The sequence below is a fragment of the Streptomyces sp. NPDC028711 genome, assembly GCF_055565415.1.
Genome location: NZ_JBVHUJ010000011.1, coordinates 319,253 through 339,624 on the forward strand (window position 1 = coordinate 319,253; position 20,372 = coordinate 339,624).

Genomic DNA, 20,372 nt, shown 5'->3' on the forward strand with positions numbered 1-20,372 from the left:
GGGATTCACAGTGCGTGCCACGCCCGCCGGGTGCGAAGGGGGCCGCCCGGTGGGACGTGGCGTTGTGGCGTGGGGGGGGGGAGCGGGGGTCGCGCGCTAGCGCGCCGTGCCGACGCCGTCGGCCATGGGCCGCACCTCGTCGGGGGCGGGGACGGGCGAGTCCGTGGCCGGGCCCCGGTCGAGGACCGAGGCGAGGATCTCGCCGACCCTGATCGCCGTGTTGGAGAGCAGGGAGGACGTGATGCCGTGGGTGTGCTCGGTGCCGCCCTGGAGGTAGATGCCGCAGCGCAGTTCGGGGTCGGTGGCGAGGCGGTAGTCCCGCTGGACGCGCACGCGGCCCTGGTCGTCGCGGTGGCAGCGGTCGGCGACGGGGCCGAGGAGGCCGAGGGGTTCGGCGGGGCTGTATCCGGTGGCGTAGACGACGACGTCGGCGTCGAGCACGGTCTCCTCGCCGGTGACGAGCGAGGTCACGAAGGCCTGGACCTTGTCCGGGCCGTCCACGACGCCGGTGAGCCGGGAGATGTTGAGGAAGCGCAGCCGCTCGGTGCCGAGGACCTTCTCCTGGTAGGCCTGGCGGTACAGGTCGTCGATGAGGTCGATGTCCACCACGGAGTAGTTGGTGTTCCCGTGGTAGTCCATCAGCTTCCGCTTGATGTCGTCGGGGGCGGTGAAGTACTCGTCGACGGCGTCGGGGTCGAAGATCCGGTTGGCGAAGGCGCTGTCGTCCGCGGGGCTGTAGCCGTAGCGGGAGAAGACGGCGCAGATCTCGGCCTCGGGGAACCGCCGGTGCAGATAGGCCACGTTCTCGGCGGCGCTCTGTCCGGCGCCGACGACGACGAACCGCTCGGGTGACGTGCCCTCCAGGGCCTCCACCTTGGCGAGCAGGTCGGAGTTGTGCCAGACGCGGTCGCTGCGCTCGACGCCTTCCGGCATGCGGGGGCGGAGTCCCGTACCGAGGACGAGGTTCCGGGCGCGGTGCACCACGAGCTCGGAGCCGGAGCGGGCGGTCACGTCGAGGTACTCCACGACGCCGTCGCGTTCGACCGGTTCGACGGAGACGATCTCGTGGCCGTAGGAGACCATGTCGTCGACCTTGGACGCCGCCCACTCGAAGTAGTCGTGGAACTCGACGCGCAGCGGGAAGAGGTTCTTGTGGTTGACGAAGTCGATCAGCCGGCCCTTGCTCTGCAGGTAGCAGAGGAAGCTGTACTCGCTGGTCGGGTTCCGCAGCGTCACCAGGTCCTTGAGGAAGGACACCTGCATGGTCGCGTCGTCGATCAGCATGCCGCGGTGCCAGCCGAACCGGGGCTGGCGCTCGAAGAAGTGGGCGGTGACCGCTTCCTGCCTTCCGACGCGTGCGTTGTGCTCGCTGAGCGCTATCGCCATGGCCACATTGGACGGCCCGAAGCCGATGCCTATGAGGTCGTGGACCAGAGGTGCGTCACCAGGAGGAACCTGCGACATGTCACTCCCATCGTGCGGGAAAGAGTCTGAGGGGGAACGGGCTTCGGGCACACCGGAGTTGCGGCAGCCGCGCAGAACTTAGGTAAAGCTAACCTGATCTGACGATGCTGTCGACGGGTCAAAACGGACAAGCCGCAGTCGATTCTTTTCAACGACCGCATAGATCAAGCCAGTTGCGCTGTTAGGTAAGCCTTGCTTTACTTCTGACGGTCATTCGCTCTTCCGAGGAGGAACCCGATGCGGGTCGTCATGTTCGGCTACCAGACCTGGGGTCATCGCACCCTCCAAGCACTCCTGGACTCCGAACACGACGTGGTGCTCGTCGTGACGCACCCCAAGAGCGAGCACGCCTACGAGAAGATCTGGAGCGACTCCGTCGCCGACCTCGCCACGGAGCACGGCGTCCCGGTCGTCATCCGCAACAGGCCCGACGACGAGGAGCTGTTCGCGCGGCTCAAGGAGGCCGACCCGGACATCATCGTCGCCAACAACTGGCGCACGTGGATCCCGCCGCACATCTACAGCCTGCCGCGCCACGGGACCCTGAACATCCACGACTCGCTGCTGCCCAAGTACGCCGGCTTCTCCCCGCTGATCTGGGCGCTCATCAACGGCGAGCCGGAGGTCGGCGTCACGGCCCACATGATGGACGAGGTGCTCGACGCCGGCGACATCGTCCAGCAGCGGGCGGTCCCCGTCGGACCCGAGGACACGGCGACGGACCTCTTCCACAAGACGGTCGACCTCATCGCCCCCGTCACGATCGGCGCCCTCGACCAGATCGCCTCGGGGAAGGCCGAGTTCACCCGGCAGGACCGCTCGCAGGCCAGTTTCTTCCACAAGCGGGCCGAGGAGGACATCCGGATCGACTGGAACTGGCCCGCCGAGGTCCTGGAGCGTCTGGTCCGCGCCCAGTCGGCGCCCTACCCGAGCGCCTTCACCTTCCACCGGGGCAAGCGCCTCGAAGTCCTCTCCGCCGTGGTCTCCGAGGGGCGTTACGGCGGCACGCCGGGACGTGTCTTCTACCGCGAGGGCGACGGCGTCGTGATCGTCGCCGGCGCCGACGCGCGCACGGGCCGCAACCACGGCCTGGCCGTCACCCGCGTCCGGACGGAGGACGGCCGCGAGCTGCCGGCGACCGAGTACTTCACCTCCATGGGCGGCTACCTCACCAGCCGACCCTGACCGCCGGGGTGAGCGAGGAGCAGCCGATGGAGCAGCCGGTCGTCTCCGGTGTCACCCACGACCTCTCGGGGGCGACGTTCGCCGTCGTCGGCATCTCCAGCGGGCCGACGGACTGGGCGAAGGTGTTCCGGTCCCTCGCGGACGCCGGCCTGACCCTCGGCCCGCTCCCGGGCGCCGGCGCCGTCCCGCCGGCCCAGGGCGTCACTCCGCCCTCGCGGAGCATGACGCCGCCCAGCGTGCTCGACCTCAACGCGTACCTCATGTACGCCGTCGGCCGGGCCGCCCGCCGCAGGCTGACGGAGAGACTGGAGGCCCGGGGGTTACGTCTCTGGCACCTCACCGTGATGGCGCTCCTCTCCGACCTGGGTCCGCAGATGAAGACGGCCCTCGCGCGGCGGCTCGCCATGAACGCCAGCGACCTGGTGAAGATCGTCAACGATCTGGTCCGTGCCGGGCAGGTGGACTGCGTCCGGGATCCCGTGGACCGGCGCCGCGTCGTCGTACGGCTCACACAGGAGGGCGAGGCGTCCCTCCGGAGCCTCAGCGCGGAGATCGCGTCCACGGACGACGAGATCCTGGCCCCTCTCGACGCGGGGGAACGCGAACAACTGGCCTCCCTGCTGCGCCGTGTGCACGGCCATCTCGAACCGGCGCCGGCCGACCCGGCCCGCGAGCGTCCCGGGTCGTCGCCCTGACCGGGGCGGGCGGCCCCTGCCGCCCGCCCCTTCACCGGACGTCGGCGAGCCCGCCCCTCCGGACGTCGGCGAGCCCGCGGGAGAGGCCTCCGGCACCGGCACCACCGCGTTGATCACACCGTGACCTCCTGGCGCTCGACTCCGGACAGTAATAGGTTAGGCTCACCTAACAAGAGCCGCGATGGTGATGCCCCGCATGCGGGAGGTCCGTCGGCGGCTCCGTACATCCCTGCCCGGAGACAAGGATCCACCATGCCTTCTGTGTTCACCCCCCTGCACCGTCGCGTCCTCGTGGCGGGCGCCGCCGCGGTCTCGCTCGGCCTGATGGTGACCGGGTGCGGCTCGGACGAGAAGAAAGACGACGCGGCAGGGTCGGCGAACAAGGCCCCGGCGGGTGCCTTCCCCGTCACCATCAAGAGCGCCCTCGGCGAGGCCGTCATCAAGGACAAGCCGAAGCGCGTGGTGACCCTCGGTCAGGGCTCGGCGGAGACCGCCATCGCCCTCGGCAACGTCCCGGTCGGCATCGAGAGCTACCCCTGGGGCAGCGACAAGACCGGCTACCTGCCCTGGATCCACGAAGCGGTGAAGAAGTCCGGCGCCACGCTGCCGAAGCAGTTCAACGGCGGTGAGGAGCTCGACATCGAGGCCATCACCGAGCTGGAGCCCGACGTCATCCTGGCCCCGTGGTCCGGCATCACGCAGAAGCAGTACGACATCCTCAAGGACATCGCGCCGACCGTCGCCTACCCCGACAAGGCGTGGAGCACCGACTGGGACCAGCAGATCGAGATCGTCTCCAAGGCGCTCGGTCAGCCGGAGAAGGCCAAGGAGCTCACGGCGAAGATCGACAAGCAGCTCGCCGACGCCGCCGCGACCCGCCCCAACTACAAGAACGTCACGTTCTCGTACATCTACAACACCGGCCCCGGCACCCTCGGCATCTTCAAGCCCGAGGAGCAGCGCGTCGCGATGGTCTCCAAGCTGGGCCTCAAGGTCGACCCGGTCGTGAACACCTTCAAGGAGACCGACGGCACCGACTCCGCGCTCATCGGCCTGGAGAACGCCAACAAGCTGGCCAAGAGCGACATCGCCTTCACCTTCTACATGGACGACAAGTCCCGCAAGGAGATCGAGGCCCAGCCCCTCTACGCGGCGATCCCCGCCGTCAAGAAGGACGCGCTCGTCTACAGCCACGACCAGCCCTTCGTCACCGCCTCGTCGATGATCAACCCGCTGACGGTGCCGTACAGCATCGAGCGCTACCTCCCGATGATCGACAAGGCCGTCGCCAAGGCCGGGAAGTAACAGCGGACCCAGCGTGACCACTCTCACCCGGATCGGCCAAGGCCCCGCCGTCGTACGGCGGGGCCTCGGCCGGCATGTCATGGCCGCCGTCCTCTGCCTGGTCCTGCTCGCCCTCGCGCTCCTCGCCAGCGTGATGTTCGGCAGCAAGCCGACGTCCGCAGGCGACGTCCTGCGGGTGATCACCGGTGACGGCGACGGCTACACCCGGACCGTCGTCGAGAGCCGCTACCCGCGCACCGCCCTCGGCGTGCTCGCGGGCCTCTGCCTCGGTGTCGCCGGAACCCTGATGCAGGGCATCACGCGCAATCCGCTCGCCGAGCCGGGCCTTCTCGGCATCAACGCGGGCGCGTCCGCGAGCATCGTCGCCGCCACCGCGTTCCTGGGCGCCGCGGGACAGCGGGAGACCATCTGGTGGGCCCTCGCCGGCGCGCTCGTGACCGGAGTCGTCGTCCATGTCATCGGCACCGCGGGCGGCGGTGGCGGACCGGTCCGCCTGGTGCTCGCGGGCGCGGTGCTCTCCGCCGTCCTCGCCGCGTTCATCCAGGCCGTCGCGCTGTCGAACCCGAGGGTCTTCGACACCTACCGGTACTGGGTGGTGGGCGCGCTCGGCGGGCGCGGATCCGACGCCTTCTGGGCGGTCCTGCCGTTCGCCGCGGTCGGCCTGCTGCTCGCCCTGCTGCTCGCGCCGGGGCTCAACGCCATGGCGATGGGCGACGACAAGGCGGCCTCCCTCGGCATCAGTCCGGCCCGCGTCAAGGGTGCCGGGCTCCTCGCCGCGACCCTGCTCGCGGCCGCCGCGACGGCGGCCGTCGGGCCCATCGCGTTCGTCGGCCTCGCCGTCCCGCACGTGGTGCGGGTCCTCGTGGGCGCCGACTTCCGGGCCCAGATCCTGTTCACCTGCCTCGCGGGGCCCACGCTGCTGCTCTTCGCCGACGTCGTCGGCCGGATCCTGCTGCGCCCGCAGGAACTCATGGTCGGTGTGGTCACCGCCTTCGTCGGCGCCCCCGCCCTGCTCTTCGCCGTTCGCCGTATGAGGGGAGCGGCATGAAGACCGCCGACCGGACCGCCGCCCCCGACAGCACCGTGACGACGGAGCGGGTGCGGCCCGCGGGCCGCGGAGTGCTGCGGATCGGCCCCTGGGTCGCCGTCCCCGTGCGCCGCGCCACCGTCGTCGCCGCCGTGGTGACGCTGCTGCTGCTCTGCGGGGCGGCCGTGGCCACCCTGTCGATGGGCAGGCTCGGCATCGGCCTGCCCGACCTGCCGTCGGCCCTCGCCGGTGACGCCACGGGCAAGAACGCCTTCGTCCTCAACAGGCTGCGCGGCCCGCGGCTCGTGGTGGCCATCGCCACCGGCGCGGCCTTCGGCCTGTCCGGGGCGCTGTTCCAGTCCGTCACGCGCAATCCGCTGGGCAGCCCCGATGTGATCGGGCTCGGCGCCGGCGCCGGGGCGGGAGCCGCGGCCGCGGCCCTCTTCCTGCCCGACGTCCTGCCGGTGGCCGTCGGGGCGCTGCTCGGCGCGGTCCTCGCGATGGCGATCGTGTTCCTGGCCACCGGCACCGGGTTCCGCAGCCCGGGGCGGCTCGTGGTGGCCGGCATCGGCGTGGCCGCGATGGCGACGGCGCTGACCCAGTACGTGGTCTACGCCGTCGAGCGCGACAAGGCCAGCGCCCTGACCGCGTACGTCAACGGCAGCCTGAACGCCCGTTCCTGGGAGGACGCGGCGACCATCTGGACGGTGCTGCTCGTCTGCCTGCCGTTCGCGGCCCTCCTGGCGCGGCCCCTGAGCGTCGGTGAGATGGGCGACGACCTCTCCACCGGTCTCGGCGCCCGTCCCGGCCGGACCGCGACCTCGGCTGTCGTCCTGTCGATCGTGCTCTCGGCGGGCGCGGTCAGTGTGGCCGGGCCCATCGCGTTCGTCTCCCTGACGGCGCCGCAGATCGCCAAGCGCGTCACCCGCGGCGGCGGCCCGCACCTCGTCATGTCCACCCTGCTCGGGGCGCTGCTCCTGGTCCTCGCCGACCTCACCGCACAGCAGCTGCCGCTCTTCGACGACCTGCCGGTCGGCCTGTACACGATGGCCGTCGGAGGTGCCTACCTGGGCTATCTGCTGCTCCGCGAGTGGAAGCGCCCCGCCTGACCCGGTGCCCCGCCCGTCCCGGGCCGATCGACGCGACCGCCCCGTACGCCCTCCGGTGTGCGGGGCGGTCCGCCGTTCCGGGCGGTGGGACAGCGTCCGGAACGCGGGCAACCGGGGCCCGTCCGGCGCCCGTTGGCGGATCAAGGTCCATCCCGGCTCCGTATACTGTGCGCGCACGTTCCCTCACGTTCCGCGTACGGAGGTTCTCCTCTTGGGTGGTCGTCCTCAGCCGGCCGACGGTGTCCGGCAGTCCGGTGCTCCCACGGGAACCGCCGTGCGGCCCCCCTGGCACGAGCGGGCCAAGAAGGCCGTCGTGGCGGGCCGGTTCGACGCCGGGCTCGCGTCCGAGGCGGAGGGCCTGGCGCGGGCGGGACGGCTGACGCGACCGGATCTGCGGATGCTGCTCCTGGTGACGGACGACCACCCGGGATGGCTGACCGCCCGTCGGCTCGCGGTCAGGGCCCTGGAGGACGCGCCGGAGGTTCCGCAGCAGGTGCTCACGGCCCACGCGCAGATCGAGTTCTGGCCGCCGTTGACGTACGAGGAGTCCGCGGAGCACCTGGAGACCGGGCACGTGCGGCACACGGCGGCGGTACGGCTCGGTCCGGCCGACGCCCAGGTGACGGGCCCGGCGCGGAGCGCCCCGACGGCGTCGCTCGCCCGCCGGTCCGCCGCCCACGCGATGCTCCGCCGGCTCGCCGGCGTCGAGGAACCCGCGGGAGAGACCGGGGGCGGGCGGCTCACCGTGCCGGGCATGGGCACGGAGGCCTTCGAGTCGCTGCTGCACACCCGGGTCCTCACCGGGGAACCCGGCGACGACCTCACGGCCGAGGTCGTCCGCAGGGCGGGATCGGCCCGGCTGCGCCACCGCGACCTCCAGGTCCTGCTGTTCGGCGCGCGGGGGCCCGCCTGGCGGGAGCCGCGCCTCTGCGCCCTGCGGCTCGCCGCGCGGATGCAGGCCTCGGCGGCCACGCTGTTGCGCTGGCACGCGGACGCACGGGGGGCGGAGCCCCGGCACACGGTCGTCCCGTCCGACGGGGGCTTCTCCTGCCGCTGGACCTGGGACGGCCCGGACGGTCCCGCGGTCGAGGGCGCCGAGCGCACGGCACGCGACCGCCGGCAGGCCGTCCACCTCGGGGCGGTCGCCCTCCTCGCGGAACTCACGGGACTGCCCGTGCCCGAGGAGGAACGGGACCCGGACGACGGGGGGTCGCGTCCTGCGGCACGGATCCAGCCGGTGCCCGCGGGCCAGGATCCGGTGAAGTACCTGAACAAGTACACCCAGTTGGAGATCATCTCCAGGCCGGAGTCGACGTTCACGGCCGGCCCGAAGAGCGTGGCCTGCACCTACGCGTGCACGCTGGTGCGTACGGGAGCGGAGGTGCGCGTCACGCGCCGGGCGAAGACGAGGGGGGACGCGCGCATCGCCGCCGCGTCGGCGCTGATGGAGGAGCTGGTCGCGGCGGACGCGGCGCGGACGCTCCCGACGCAGGCGCAGGCGACGAAGCCGTCGGACGGCCCGGCCGCCGTGAATCCGCCGCGGACCGCCGGTACTCCACCGGCCACCCTCGTCGCGCCGCGGCATGCCGTGGATCCGCCGCCGTCCGCCGGCGCCCCGGCGCGGCCGCCCGTGCCTCCACCGTCCGCCGTCACCCCGCCCCGTCCCACCGTGACGCCGCCGCCCGCCGTGCCCCTTCCCTCGCCCGCCGCCCTGCCCCGGCCACGGCCCACGCCTGCCGTGCCGCCCCCTCCCGCCCCTGCGACGACCCCCGCCCCCGTGTCGCGCGTCCCGGCCGCCGAGGTCGTCGGAGAGGCCCTCGCGGCGGGGTGCGCCCTCGCCTTCCTCCCGGACCAGGGCGACGGTGAACCGGCCGGGCTGCTGCTCCACCGGGCCGACGGGGCTCCGATGCCGGACGCCGAGCTGCCCGCGCCGCTGTCCGTGACGCGCCGGTCGCCGGTCGCGCCTCAGGACTCAGCGTCCGCACCGGTGACGGGGTGGCGGGTGCCGCTGGCCCACGCCCTCCCCGTACTGCTGCGCCGGGACCGGGACGCCAGGTGGCATCAGACCGCGTCGACGTGGGAACAGGCGGCCCGCCTCGGGCTCCAGGCCGTCGCCGCCGGGCGCGTACGTCCGGCGCTCTCCCCGGACGGGGCGGACCGGTGGCGGATGGGACCGCTGCCCGCCGCCACCGCCCGGGCCGTGGAAGAACTGATGCGCCGTACGGCTCCGCACGCCGACGCCGTGGCCGGTGTACCGGCGTTCCTCGACGCCCTGGCCGACACGATGCTCCGGCCCCCGGCGGCCGCCCTCTTCGGCACCGGACCGTTCCTCGCCCCGACCGGCGGCCGGCTCGCCGAGGAGGAGGCCGAACAGGTCCAGCCGTGGCTGGACATGGTCGAGGACCGGCTCGACACCGGCCCGCGCCCCGGGCTCGTCGTCGAGTTCGCCGAACCGTCCGAGGACGAGGCCGTCGCGGGGCGGCTGACCGGCCGTCTCCTCGTGGTCGTCGCGGACCCCGCCGGGCCGGACCACGAGGTCGCCGCGTCCCGCCTCGGGACGGGGCAGGAGGCGGTGGGCGGCGTCGAGCCGTATCAGCTGCGGGAGCGGGTACGACGGTGCGTCGAGCGCTCGGTCCGCCACTGCGCGGCCCTGTCCGGGCTCCTCACCTCCCCCGAGCGCCTGGTCGCGGACACGGCGGGGATCGTCGGGCTCCTGGAAGCCGAGGCCGAGCTGGCCGCCGAAGGTCTCGTGCTGCGCTGGCCGCCCGGACTGCGCGACCGACTCTCGGCCCACACGGTCGTCGGCGCGGGGACCGGCGTTGGACCGGAGACCGGTGCCAGCGCGGGGATCGGTGCCGGCACGGGGACCGGTGCCGGCGCGGGGACCGGTGCCGGCGCGGGGACCCGACTCAACCCGGCGACCGGCGCCGGGGCCGGTGCCGGCCCAGAGACCCGACTCAGCCCGAAAACCGGTGTCAACCCGGAGACCGGCGTCGGCGCGGACGGTGGACCCCAGCCCCCTGAAACGGCCCTCACCAGCGGCGCCCCCCGTTTCAGCCTCCAGGCGCTCCTCGACTTCCGCTGGCAACTGGCCCTCGGCGGCGACGTGCTGAGCGAGGCCGAGATGGACGCGCTCGCCGAGGCGGCCCGCCCCCTCGTCCGGGTGCGGGGCCGCTGGGTGCTCCTCGATCCGCTCACGGTCGCGCGCGTGCGCCGCAGGGAGCTCGGTCCGCTCGCCGGCATCGACGCGCTCACCGCCGCCCTCACCGGCACCGTGGACGTCGACGGCCGTACGGTGCCGTGCCGGGCGGGCGGCGACCTCGCCGGTGTCGTCGAGGTCCTGCGCCGGGGCGAGCACGCGCCCCCGGTTCCCGCGCCGGACGGCCTCCGCGCCGTGCTCCGCGCCTATCAGCAACGGGCGCTGGCCTGGCTCTCGCACACCGGCGGGACCGGATTCGGCGCGGTCCTCGCCGACGACATGGGGCTCGGCAAGACCCTCACCGCGATCGCGTACACCCTGCACCGGTACGAGAACGGGCACCGCGGCCCGGTCCTCGTGGTGTGCCCGTCGTCGCTCGTGACCAACTGGGAGCGGGAGTACCGCAGGTTCGCCCCGCACTTCGACGTGACCGTCTACCACGGCACCCGGCGGAGCCTCGACGCCGCCGGGGACCGGACCGTCGTCCTCACCACGTACGGCGTGCTGCGCCGCGACACCGCGCTCGCCTCCCGCGACTGGGACCTGGTGATCGCGGACGAGGCGCAGCACGCCAAGAACCACGCCTCGTCCACCGCCCGGCGTCTGCACGCCCTGGCCTCGGCCACCCGGCTCGCCCTGACCGGGACGCCGGTGGAGAACAACCTGTCGGAGCTGTGGACCCTGCTCGACTGGGTCAACCCGGGCCTCTTCGGGCCCCTGAAGAACTTCCGGTCCCGGTACGCGGCCGCCGCCGAACGCGACCCCGACGGTCCTGCCGCCCGGGCTCTCGCCCGGCTGATCGCGCCGTTCCTGCTGCGCCGCCGGAAGACCGACCCGCAGGTCGCCCCCGAGCTGCCCGCGAAGGTCGAGACCCGACGGATCGTCGAACTCACCGCCGAGCAGGTCGCCCTCTACGAGGCCGTCGTCCGCGAGACGATGGAACAGCTCGCGGACCGCCCCTCCCTCGCCCGCTCCGGACTGGTGTTCAAACTGATCACCGCACTGAAGCAGATCACCAACCATCCCGCCCACTACTGGGGCGAGGAGCACCCCGGGCCCTCCCGCACGGCGGAGTTCACCGCCCGCTCGGCCAAGCTGGAGGCGCTCGCCGAGCTCGTCGAGACGATCACCGGCCGGGGCGAGGCGGCGCTCGTCTTCACCAGTTACGTCACCATGGGCCGGCTGCTCACCGAGCACCTCACCCACCTCGGCCATCGCCCGCTGTTCCTCCACGGCGGTCTGGACACCCGGCAGCGGCAGGAGCTCGTCGACACCTTCCAGGCGGGCCGCTCACCGCTGTTCGTGCTCTCGGTCAAGGCGGGCGGCACCGGCCTCACCCTGACCAGGGCGAGCCATGTCGTCCACTTCGACCGCAGCTGGAACGCGGCGGTCGAGGACCAGGCGACCGACCGCGCCCACCGGATCGGACAGCGGCGGACGGTCACCGTCCACCGACTCATCACACGCGGCACGATCGAGGACCGGATCGACCAACTCCTCACACACAAGCGGGCCTTGCAGGACACCGTGCTCGGCGCCGGGGACACCGGACTCGCCCGGCTCAGCGACCGCGAGCTCGCGGACCTCGTAAGCCTCGGAGGCCGGGAATGACTTCCTCTGCGGCAGGACCGCTCCCCGACGGGGACCCTCCCGGCATCGGTTCCGTACTGGACGGCCTCGGCGATGCGCCCCCGCCGCCGCTCCCCGCCCTCGACGCGCTGCGCGCGCTGGTCGCCGACGCCGCCGACCGCGCGGCCGCCCTCCTCGACGGCTCCGCGTGCCCCGGCGCCCTCCCTCCCGACGCCGGGGACGTCGACGACGTCACCGCCGATGTCGTGCGCTTCGTCGCCCGGAGCGGAGACATCCATCTGGAGCGCGCCGCCACGCAACTCGGCGTCTCCGCAGGGCAGCTGAGACTGCTCGTGATGGCGCACCGGTTCGGGGGGCGGCCCGCCGTCGCCACCTGCCTCGCGCCGCAGCCAGCCGAACCCGACGTCCTCGCCGCGGCCGAGCACGCCGTCCAGCCGCTCCGCCCCTCCCCCACCGCCCCCGTGGAACGCCACCACAACCGTCTCACCGACCCGCCCGCCCGCGTCCAGCTGCGGTACGGCCCCGACCTCCGCTGGCACCCGTACGTCGAGCGGTACGGCACCTGGCACCCGGCCGCCGAGCCGTCTCCGGACCCGGCGACGGCCTACCGGGCGGCCCGCGCTGCCCTCAGGCCGCCCGGTCGGAGGTGACGGGCGGGCGGACGGCAGGTGCGGGCGGCACCGACACCGAACCGTCGCGGGAAAGGGCGGCCAGGACCGACGCAACCGGCCCTGGCCGCCCACCCCGTCCTCCGACACGGCCAACTTGGCGCTCCAGGCAGGCCGCCCGCGGCCGGCGGCTCGGGGTCAGCGGTTGTCGCCGAGTTCCTGGTGCATCTGGGGCTGGTCGTCCTTGTCGTGGGTCAGGGCGTACTTCTCGACCTCGTTGAACGCCTTCGAGGCGATGCCGAGGATGTTGTCGTAGGGGTTGACGCCGGTTGCCTTCTTGGCGTTGTCGCCGAACAGGCCGCCGCCGATGCCACTGACGGCCTTGTGGCCGGAGGCGAGGAGCTTGCCGCCCTCGGCGAGGGGGGTCTTGTCCAGACCGGCCATGTCGGCGTACTTGTCGGTGAGCGCGACACGGATCATCGCGACGAACGCGTCGTGGGTGGCGACGGTGGAGGGCTGGAGGAAGTCGGCGTAGAACTTGACCGCCTGCTTGGTCATGTAGACGCCGTCATCGGTCTTCTTCCACTCCTTGTCGCGTTCGGAGTTCCACAGGCGCTCGACCTCGGCGGCGTCCTTGGGCAGGAGCCACTTCTCCGGTGTGCCGAGGTAGTGGTTGACGTAGTGCCAGGCACACATGAAGCCGTGCTGGTCGTCCTTGGAGACGTGGATGCCGAGGTTCTTCATGGCCTGCAGGATCTGCGTGGAGAAGACGCAGGCGGCGCCGGTGGTGTACTTCTGCGAGACGGGCTCGCCCCACTTCTCGTAGTCCCACACCCCGCTCTTCTTGTGCAGCTGCCGCACGGAGGCGTGGACCAGACGCACCTTGGTCACGTTCGCCTTGAGGGTCCCGTCACGCATGGCGTTCTCCTTGCCCATGTCGATGAACAGGCGGGAAGACTGCGACAGGCGCCGGCCCGGGCCCTCGACATGGCCGAGACGGCCGGTGGAGCGCAGCGTGAACGCCCCGGTCGGGGACAGGTAGGTGCCGATCAGGCCGACGGTGCCCTGGAGCATGGACGCCTCGCCGTGATGGTTGCGGAAGAAGCCTTCCGCGGCCTTGATGTCCGCCTCGCTCCAGCCCGGCGGCTCGGCCGAGGCTGCCTTGAGGAACTCGGCCAGCCGCGGCGGCAGCGTGGAATAGTCCATGCCCGGCTGGAGCGTGTTGATGGTGCGGAACAGCTGGTTGACGTCGTCGATCTCCTTGTTGTCGATCAAGCCGGACACGAGCTCGTCGGCCTCAGGATCACCTGCATGGCTCGCGGCCTCCATCTCCTGCGCAACGTACTGAGCGGACAAAGGCACGGCACGACTCCCTTCTTCGGGTGACCGGGGGGTGGCTGCGGCGCCCCGAGCCAGAAGGCCCGGGCGCGCCATGGTGACTCGCCCGTCCTGCGGCGCCCGGCCGGCGACGTCCAGCGCAAACCGAAGACCGTGCCGGCACCATCACGAGACACCATGGCGAGCTCACTGAAAGTGATAATGCCTGGTCCGGGACTCGTACGCGAGCACCCAGAGGAGGTAACGGGAAGTGCGCCCGCGCATTCACGGGCAGCCTCGCGCCCTCAGTCCGGCCCACCAAGGCTCGCGCCGGCGTGCCTGCTCGGGAGGCGGTGTCCCGATTGGTTCACAAAGCTGTCGCGGTTGGAACCTGGGCGCCCGCGCGTCGTATGGCGACGGATAACGTTCCTGACCGCAGGGTCGCACGTCTGTACGGTGCCGGCCCGTGCACATTTCTGCTCAGACGACTCCACGGGGGTACGGCGACATGACCATGCGACGAGACGGCGTGCCGGGCGACAGGTTCTCCCGGCGGCGTGCACTGCGGCTGGCCGGCGGCGGTCTCACGCTGGCGGTGCTGACGGTGGGCGCGGCCGGCTGCCGCGAGAACGGCTCCGACGCCGGCGGCTCCGGGGGATCCGGCAGCGCCAAGCCGGTCGGCGGCGACAAGCCCGCCGGAGGCGGCGCCGGCAAGGAGGGCCGGGCTCCCGAACCGCTGTGGACGAAGGCGACATCCGCGCAGACCTACGGCGACAACGACGAACTCGTGGCCGTGGGCGGGGTGGTGATCGCCAGCGGTGAACCACTGGCCGCGCTGGACACGGCGTCGGGCAAGGAACAGTGGTCGCTGGAGGAAGGCGCGGCCCCCGGAGCACCGATGCTGCTCGGCAACGGCACGCTGTACCTGTCCAGCGCCACGTACGACGGCAGCGTCGTCGGCTACGACCCGGCTTCGGGCAAGGAGACCTGGCGCAGCCACCTGGGCAAGGACTACCGGCAGCCGAGACCGATCGCCGTGGACGACAAGCAGGTGTACGTCATCGCCGAGATCCTCGAGGACGACGGCTCCTCCAAGACCAATGTGATCGCCGCGCTGGACAGCCGTACGGGCAGAGTGACGTGGAAGGAACAGCGCGACGTCGGCACCGAGCAGAACGGCATCCACGCGCATGCCGAGGGCCGCCACCTCGTCTACACCGACTTCAAGAAGAACCTCACGGTGCGCGACGCCGCCACCGGCAAGCAGGTGTGGACGCACAAGACCACCAAGACCAACTACGGCTTCTTCGCCGTGTACGAGGATCTGGTGATTGTTCCGCAGGGGCCGAGGCTGCAGGCCTTCAGCCTGGCCGACGGCTCGGTGAAGTGGTCGGTGGAGGCGGCCGAGAGCTACGTCGCCTTCAAGGAGCCGGCCGTCCTGGACGACGTGCTGTACATCGCCGACAGCGACCGTACGATGCGTGCCCTCGACCCCCGTTCCGGCAAGACGATCTGGCAGTCGGAGGCGCTCGCCGAGGCGAATCTGACGGTGCCGCGGCAGTACGTGAAGGTGGGCGGTGTCCTGTACGCGGCCACGGACCTGGACGAGCGGGGCGGCGTGATCGCCATCGACGCGAAGACCGGTGACGTGCGCTGGACCTTCAACGACAAGTCCGGTGACTACCACGCGTGGCTGGTGGCCACGGACGGGAAGCTCGTGTTCGCCCTGCACGGCAAGAAGCTGCACGCGCTGCCCGTCTGACACCTCTGCAGACGGCTCCTGCCTCGTGCGGGCACGTGCCCAGTGAGGGGAGGGGGCCGGCGGCAGGTTCCCGCCCTGCGGGAGCCGGTGTCGGCACGTCCCCGTCCCCGTCTCGCCGGAGGCGGTGTCACCGGCCGCGCTCCCACGCCTCGGCGAACATCTCGTGGAGCGGGGCCGTCGGCAGCACCCGTCCGAACGGAGACCGGATCTGGTTGCCCCACAGCGGGCGCACCCGGTGGCTCGCCAGCTTCACGGTCTCCAGCGGCAGATGCGGGGCCTTCAGCTCGGTCCACTCCCCGTGCAGGAACAGCGTCCGGCCGGCCCGCGGCCGCTTGGCCTCCAGGACCGCGCCGGTGGCGAGGAGTTCCGCACGGACCTCGGCGTGCCGCTTGGTCGTCCAGCCGTTCCACCGGCGTACGTTCCGGTCGGTGGGTGCGGCCAGCGTCGCCACCTGGAGGTACAGCGCGGCCGCGGCCGTCCCCACGCCGAGCTCCTCCGCCGCGCGGGCCACGAGGTCCGGGCAGGACTGCCGGGGATCCGCCTCGTACGCACCGGCCGGCACCGCGCCCGAGACCGCCCGGCGCATCATCCGGTCGAGGCCCCCGCCGGCGAGGAGCGGCGCCACCCTGTCCAGTTCCTCGGCGAGACCGGTGACCTCGCGGAGCTGTCGCCACACCTCGGGGTCGGCGGCCTCCGCGGGCCTCAGGAACGCGTCACCCCTTGGTACGCACACGACGAGCGGTCCCGAGTCGTACGCGGTGATGGCGGGCAGTTCGCCCTTCTCCTTGCGCCGGTCCAGCGACACGGGCAGCCGTGCGGGACCGAACCGCTCGGCGATCGACTCCGGGGTGTCCTCGACCCGTGCGTCGCGCAGCTCCAGGAGCAGTTCGGGTCGCGCCAGTTCGGACCGCAGGCGCTCGTACAGGGCGGTGGCACCGGCCGTCGCGGGGTCGCCGACGGGCCGGTCGGTCCACGCCCACACGAGCGCGCTCGCGATCCGCCGGAGCGGGAGGCCGACCGGGGTGCCGTAGGGCAGCTCGGGTCCCGCCGGCGGCAGGGCCCGTACCTCCACGCCCAGGCCGTACGAGGGCGCCGCGAGGTCCCAGTCGGCCGCGGGCACGGTCCTGTCCTCGGCGGCCTCGTAACCACCCGCGAGGCGCCGGGCCCAGACCTCGTCGAGGCCCAGGTCGCTCTCCAGGGCGTCGGCGGCCTCGTCGTGCACGGCGGGCAGGGTGCCGAGCAGCCCGCACCACACCCCGGCCATCCGCTCCACGGCCGCCTCGACGCCGCCGGGCCGCCACAGTTCGGCCGGGTCGTCGGGGACGGCGGCGGCCAGGACGGCGCTGCGGCCGCCGGCTCCGAGCCGTCCCCACAGCTCTTCGTAGGACTCGACCGTCTTCGGGCTCGCCTTGTACGGGGCCTTGCGTGCGAGGGCGCGGTCCGCCTCCCGGTCGGAGCCGCCCGCAAGACCCGCGACCACGAGCCTGGCCACCGCCCGGCGGACCCCCGTCAGTTCCGCGAATCGCGCCGCGGCCGACTCGGGCAACGGCAGGGGTCCCTGCGCGTCGATCGCCGCGAGCAGGGCCCGCAGTCGGACGGCGTCGTCCCGCTCCACCCGTACGAGGCGGGCCTCGGGGACGGCCGCCGGCACCGGGTCACCGTCGGTGTCCTCGGCTGCGGGCGCGACGAACCAGCAGGCCGGTCCGTCGTCCCACACCACGGCGGACGCCACGGCCGTCCCGGCCTGCCGCATGCCGTCGAGCGTCGCGGCCTCGGATGTGCGGCCGACCCACCACCGGCTGCCCGCACGGGCGAACGGCTGGTCGGCCCAGGTGTCCAGGAGCGCGAGCAGAGCGGCCCGCCCCGGTTCCGGGGTCGGCGCCGCCACCGCCCTCCAGGCGACGGCGTCGATCGCGCCGAGCAGCTGGGACCAGTCGTGCGGCGCGGCGGGCGGGGAGAGCCGCCGCACCTCCTCCCCTGTCGTCCCGGCCAGGCAGGCGCCGTCGGCGGCAAGGGCGCTCAGCGTCGCCGGCAGGGCCACGTCCGAGGTCCGCCGCCAGGTGTCGCGTGGCCCGTCCACGAGAAGACCGGACAGCACGGGCATCAGCTCGGTGTCCGGCGCGGTCCGGCGCGGCGCGGCGGGCGGTGCCTGGGCGAGCAGGGTGACCCGCCGGTGCAGGGCCCGGCGCCTCTCCTCCACCCGGGCGGCGCGCCCGGCCACCGCCACGACGGCCTCGACGAGAACGGGGTCGGTGATCTCCGGCAACTCGCGTGCCAGGCCGGCGCGCAGTGCGTCGGTGCCTTCGAAGGCGGCGGCCAGGAGCGCGTCGGCCGCCGGTCCTCCCACGGTCCGCAGGGCCCGGGAGCCTGCCGTGTCCCGTGTCCGCAGCAGGTACCAGAAGGCCGGGGGCAGGGCCACGCCACGAGACACGGTGACCCGGCGGTTCCGCTTCGTCCGGCCGTTCCGGGGCGAGTGGTGCCCGTCGAGCTCCCACAGCAGGGCGCCGTCCGCGGTGTACGCGCGCACGCCCGTGCGGGTCTCCGCCTCGGCGAGGACCACGTCCTCCACCGCACCCTCCGGCGGCGCCCAGAGCCCCCAGGGCTCCTGGCCCTGCCGGTCGATGTCGAACCGGGCCTTGCGCCCGTCGATGCTCTCCACCAGGAAGTGGTCGGGCGCGTTGTCGCGGTACCGGGTGCGGAACAGCACCCGTGTACCGACCAGTCCGTCCCGGCTGCCCAGCGGGGAATCGGTCAGACCCGCGGGCAGGGGGGCCAGTTGCAGGGCCTCGCGCGCCAGGGACATGCCCGCCTCGGACGGTTCCACGGCCGGATCGGCGCTCGGGGCGCGGCCGGGGAAGTCCGGCAGCGGTGTCGCGCCGAGCCGCTCGCCCGTGACGGGGTCCACGACCTCCCAGGGCTTCCCCCGGTACACGGCGTTGGTCCAGATCCGGGAGCCGTCACCGAGCTGCAGCTCGTCCCGGTCGATCCCCTGGGTGTCGCCGGGACGCGTCACCCGGAAGCCGCCGTGCCGGCCGCCCCCGTCGGCGGTCTCGAACTGGAAGCCGTAGGCCCCGTCCAGGCTGCCGCCGAACGGCGCGAGACCGCCCAGCTCGACCGGGGTGAACGGCTCCTCGGGGCGGTCGGCCCATGCGGCGGTGTCGCAGTAGTACGGGCGCGGCTTGAGGCTCCAGCTCACCAGGAAGGAGCCGCCCACGTAGTGGACGGCGAGCATGGTCGCGTCCTCCGGCACGGTGAACCGGCATGAGCCGCGCACCCCGTCGGGCGCGACGGCGACGGCCCGGTCGCTTCCGAAGACTGTCAGGACCGGCCAGGTGGAGGTCACGCCGACCACGCCCGGCAGTCCGGCCACACCGAGCAGCCCGGCGACGCCGGCGGAGTCGGGGGCGCCGGCGACGCCCCCGACACCGGCAGTATCCGGACCGTCGGCCGCGGATCCCTCCGTCGCCTCCCGGACAGAGGCCGCCGCGAACTCCTCGTACACGGCTTCCAGGGCCGGCCACGCCAGCTCCTCCGGCAGCCCGGCCGTGAGCGAGCGGCGCAGCGCGCCCGCCGCGGACACCTCCGCGAGGGCGTCGCCGACTCCGCCGAGGGCCGTCACCGTGGGTCGGTCGAGCAGGTCCTCCAGTTCGGCGACGGCCTCCTCCGCCCCCGCCATGCCCCCGCCCCCGACGGTGTCGACGAGTCTGCCGACCCGGCCCGCCACCTCCTGCGCGATGCCCTCGTTGCCCGGGAGCAGCGTCACCGCCGACCCGGCCTTGCGTCCGCGCGACCGGAACCCGTCCGGCATGAGGCCGGCGTGCACGGTCCCTTCCAGGCGGGGTCCGAACACCGGGTCGGCGGCGAGCGCGGCGAGGTCCCGGCGGGACCGCTCGCCCCAGAAGCGCATCCGGGTCTCCGGGCCCGGGTCGACGACGGCGACCCCGGCCGCGAGGCAGGCGTCGAGCACGTCCGCGTCGAAGCCCCGGTAGTGGTGCCGGGTGGTGTGCGCGGTCACGGCGTCACCGGCCGCCCGCAGGCGCGGTCCGAGGCGCCCCACGAGGTCGAGGAACTCCGGCGGCAGCTGCTGCCGTCCGACTCCGCCGCCGGACTGCCGCGCGTACTGGTACATGTGGACGAAGTGCCCGACCCAGTACGGCAGTCCGCGCTCCGGCACGACCCGGCCGGCCTCCATCGCCTCGGTCGCGCCGCAGCCGATGAGGAGGCGCAGCCAGGCGCCGCCGTCGGTGACGCCCTCCGGGAAGACCTCGACGAGCCCGGCCACGACCTCGTCGGTCGGCGGGTGGGCCGTCAGAAGCGGTGCGGCGGCGGTGAGGAGCGCGTCGGGGACGGACTTGTTCCGGGTGAGCGAGACGATCTCTCCGACCACCCGCGCGACCTCGTCGTCGCCGTGCCCGGCCGCCCTGGCGGAGGCCCGCACCCGACGGACCAGGTCCGCCGGCAGGTCGGCCTTCGAGGCCGCCCACGCGGTCAGGAACGTGCCCAGGGCCGCGTACGCCTCGGCGGGTTCCAGGGTCTCGGCGAGGAACCGCTGGTGGGCGCCGAACTCCTTGGCGGGCATGGCGCCGCCCTTGGCGAACAGCAGTCCGTTGGCCCGGCGGTAGGCGGGGTCCACGGGCAGTCCGTGTTCGGCCTCGGCGGCCCGCGCCGCCCCGTACGCCCTGCCGCCCGGTCGGCTCCCGTACCCGATCAGCCGGTGCCCCACGGTGTCCCAGAACCAGGGCAGGTGGGCCGGCGGGAGCTGCCGCGCCCGCCACGCCATCGTGTCGACGAACGCGCCGGGTTTGGTCCAGGTCCGGCCGAGCTCGGCTCCCATGCCGTCGACGAGGTCGCGCGCCGCCCCGGCCGCGCCGGGGTCGTGGGCGGCGGCCCAGTCGGCGTACGTGGTCGAGACGTGCGTCCCGCCGTCGGCGGGCAGCAGGGCTTCATACGAGGCGATCATGGTCTGGATCGTCGCACGCCCCACTGACACGGCCGTCGGCGAGGCGATGGTGGACGCCCTAGGGGGTGTCCGGAAAGTCATGGCAGCCAGAGGCGAAGGCAGGCGAGGGTGACCATGGCTTGGTAGTGCCGGGCTCGTTTGTCGTAGCGGG

11 protein-coding genes are annotated in these 20,372 nt (G+C 73.1%); 8 read left to right on the plus strand and 3 right to left on the minus strand.

The features are described 5' to 3' along the window. Positions 1-96 precede the first annotated feature (96 nt). A complete protein-coding gene (locus tag ACZ4VK_RS29985) occupies positions 97-1,464 on the minus strand; it encodes a lysine N(6)-hydroxylase/L-ornithine N(5)-oxygenase family protein (RefSeq protein WP_468358772.1) in 1,368 nt (455 codons plus the stop codon). 237 nt (positions 1,465-1,701) lie between these two features. Here ACZ4VK_RS29985 and ACZ4VK_RS29990 point away from each other — a divergent pair, with 237 nt between their 5' ends. The 7 genes from ACZ4VK_RS29990 to ACZ4VK_RS30020 all read left to right on the plus strand — a co-directional run bounded on the left by ACZ4VK_RS29990 (position 1,702) and on the right by ACZ4VK_RS30020 (position 12,224). Next, the gene (locus ACZ4VK_RS29990) at positions 1,702-2,649 is read left to right on the plus strand and encodes a methionyl-tRNA formyltransferase (protein ID WP_468358775.1); all 948 of its coding nucleotides are present in this window, start codon (positions 1,702-1,704) and stop codon (positions 2,647-2,649) included. Between the two features lie 26 nt (positions 2,650-2,675). Further along, entirely contained in the window at positions 2,676-3,344 is a 669-nt protein-coding gene (locus ACZ4VK_RS29995) for a MarR family winged helix-turn-helix transcriptional regulator (protein WP_468358778.1), read from the plus strand. A gap of 252 nt (positions 3,345-3,596) precedes the next feature. Further along, positions 3,597-4,649 carry an iron-siderophore ABC transporter substrate-binding protein gene (locus tag ACZ4VK_RS30000; RefSeq protein ID WP_468358781.1) on the plus strand — a complete coding sequence of 351 codons (1,053 nt, stop codon included), beginning with the start codon at positions 3,597-3,599 and terminating at the stop codon, positions 4,647-4,649. 79 nt (positions 4,650-4,728) lie between these two features. Further along, a complete protein-coding gene (locus tag ACZ4VK_RS30005) occupies positions 4,729-5,697 on the plus strand; it encodes a FecCD family ABC transporter permease (RefSeq protein ID WP_468358851.1) in 969 nt (322 codons plus the stop codon). Beyond that, on the plus strand, positions 5,694-6,785 hold the full coding sequence (locus ACZ4VK_RS30010; protein WP_468358784.1) for a FecCD family ABC transporter permease: 1,092 nt from the start codon (positions 5,694-5,696) through the stop codon (positions 6,783-6,785). The genes ACZ4VK_RS30005 and ACZ4VK_RS30010 overlap by 4 nt, the downstream gene beginning before the upstream one ends. A 274-nt stretch (positions 6,786-7,059) precedes the next feature. Next, positions 7,060-11,595: an SNF2-related protein gene (locus ACZ4VK_RS30015; protein ID WP_468358787.1), complete on the plus strand. Its 4,536-nt coding sequence runs from the start codon at positions 7,060-7,062 to the stop codon at positions 11,593-11,595. Further along, on the plus strand, positions 11,592-12,224 hold the full coding sequence (locus tag ACZ4VK_RS30020; RefSeq protein ID WP_468358790.1) for a hypothetical protein: 633 nt from the start codon (positions 11,592-11,594) through the stop codon (positions 12,222-12,224). Before ACZ4VK_RS30015 ends, ACZ4VK_RS30020 begins: the two co-directional genes overlap by 4 nt. A gap of 156 nt (positions 12,225-12,380) precedes the next feature. On the opposite strand, the gene ACZ4VK_RS30025 is transcribed toward ACZ4VK_RS30020, so the two are convergent. Further along, entirely contained in the window at positions 12,381-13,544 is a 1,164-nt protein-coding gene (locus tag ACZ4VK_RS30025; RefSeq protein ID WP_468358793.1) for an oxygenase MpaB family protein, read from the minus strand. Positions 13,545-14,007: 463 nt separating this feature from the next. On the opposite strand from ACZ4VK_RS30025, the gene ACZ4VK_RS30030 reads away from it, so the two are divergent. Beyond that, the gene (locus ACZ4VK_RS30030; protein ID WP_468358796.1) at positions 14,008-15,261 is read left to right on the plus strand and encodes a PQQ-binding-like beta-propeller repeat protein; all 1,254 of its coding nucleotides are present in this window, start codon (positions 14,008-14,010) and stop codon (positions 15,259-15,261) included. Positions 15,262-15,388: 127 nt separating this feature from the next. On the opposite strand, the gene ACZ4VK_RS30035 is transcribed toward ACZ4VK_RS30030, so the two are convergent. After that, positions 15,389-20,221: a hypothetical protein gene (locus ACZ4VK_RS30035; RefSeq protein ID WP_468358799.1), complete on the minus strand. Its 4,833-nt coding sequence runs from the start codon at positions 20,219-20,221 to the stop codon at positions 15,389-15,391. Positions 20,222-20,372 lie beyond the last annotated feature (151 nt).

Coding starts and splice junctions, on each gene's coding strand:
- ACZ4VK_RS30005 (WP_468358851.1), top strand. CDS start 4,729: ATGGCCGCCGTCCTCTGCCTGGTCCTGCTCGCCCTCGCGCTCCTCGCC.
- ACZ4VK_RS30020 (WP_468358790.1), top strand. CDS start 11,592: ATGACTTCCTCTGCGGCAGGACCGCTCCCCGACGGGGACCCTCCCGGC.
- ACZ4VK_RS29990 (WP_468358775.1), top strand. CDS start 1,702: ATGCGGGTCGTCATGTTCGGCTACCAGACCTGGGGTCATCGCACCCTC.
- ACZ4VK_RS30000 (WP_468358781.1), top strand. CDS start 3,597: ATGCCTTCTGTGTTCACCCCCCTGCACCGTCGCGTCCTCGTGGCGGGC.
- ACZ4VK_RS29985 (WP_468358772.1), bottom strand. CDS start 1,464: ATGTCGCAGGTTCCTCCTGGTGACGCACCTCTGGTCCACGACCTCATA.
- ACZ4VK_RS30010 (WP_468358784.1), top strand. CDS start 5,694: ATGAAGACCGCCGACCGGACCGCCGCCCCCGACAGCACCGTGACGACG.
- ACZ4VK_RS29995 (WP_468358778.1), top strand. CDS start 2,676: ATGGAGCAGCCGGTCGTCTCCGGTGTCACCCACGACCTCTCGGGGGCG.
- ACZ4VK_RS30035 (WP_468358799.1), bottom strand. CDS start 20,221: ATGATCGCCTCGTATGAAGCCCTGCTGCCCGCCGACGGCGGGACGCAC.
- ACZ4VK_RS30030 (WP_468358796.1), top strand. CDS start 14,008: ATGACCATGCGACGAGACGGCGTGCCGGGCGACAGGTTCTCCCGGCGG.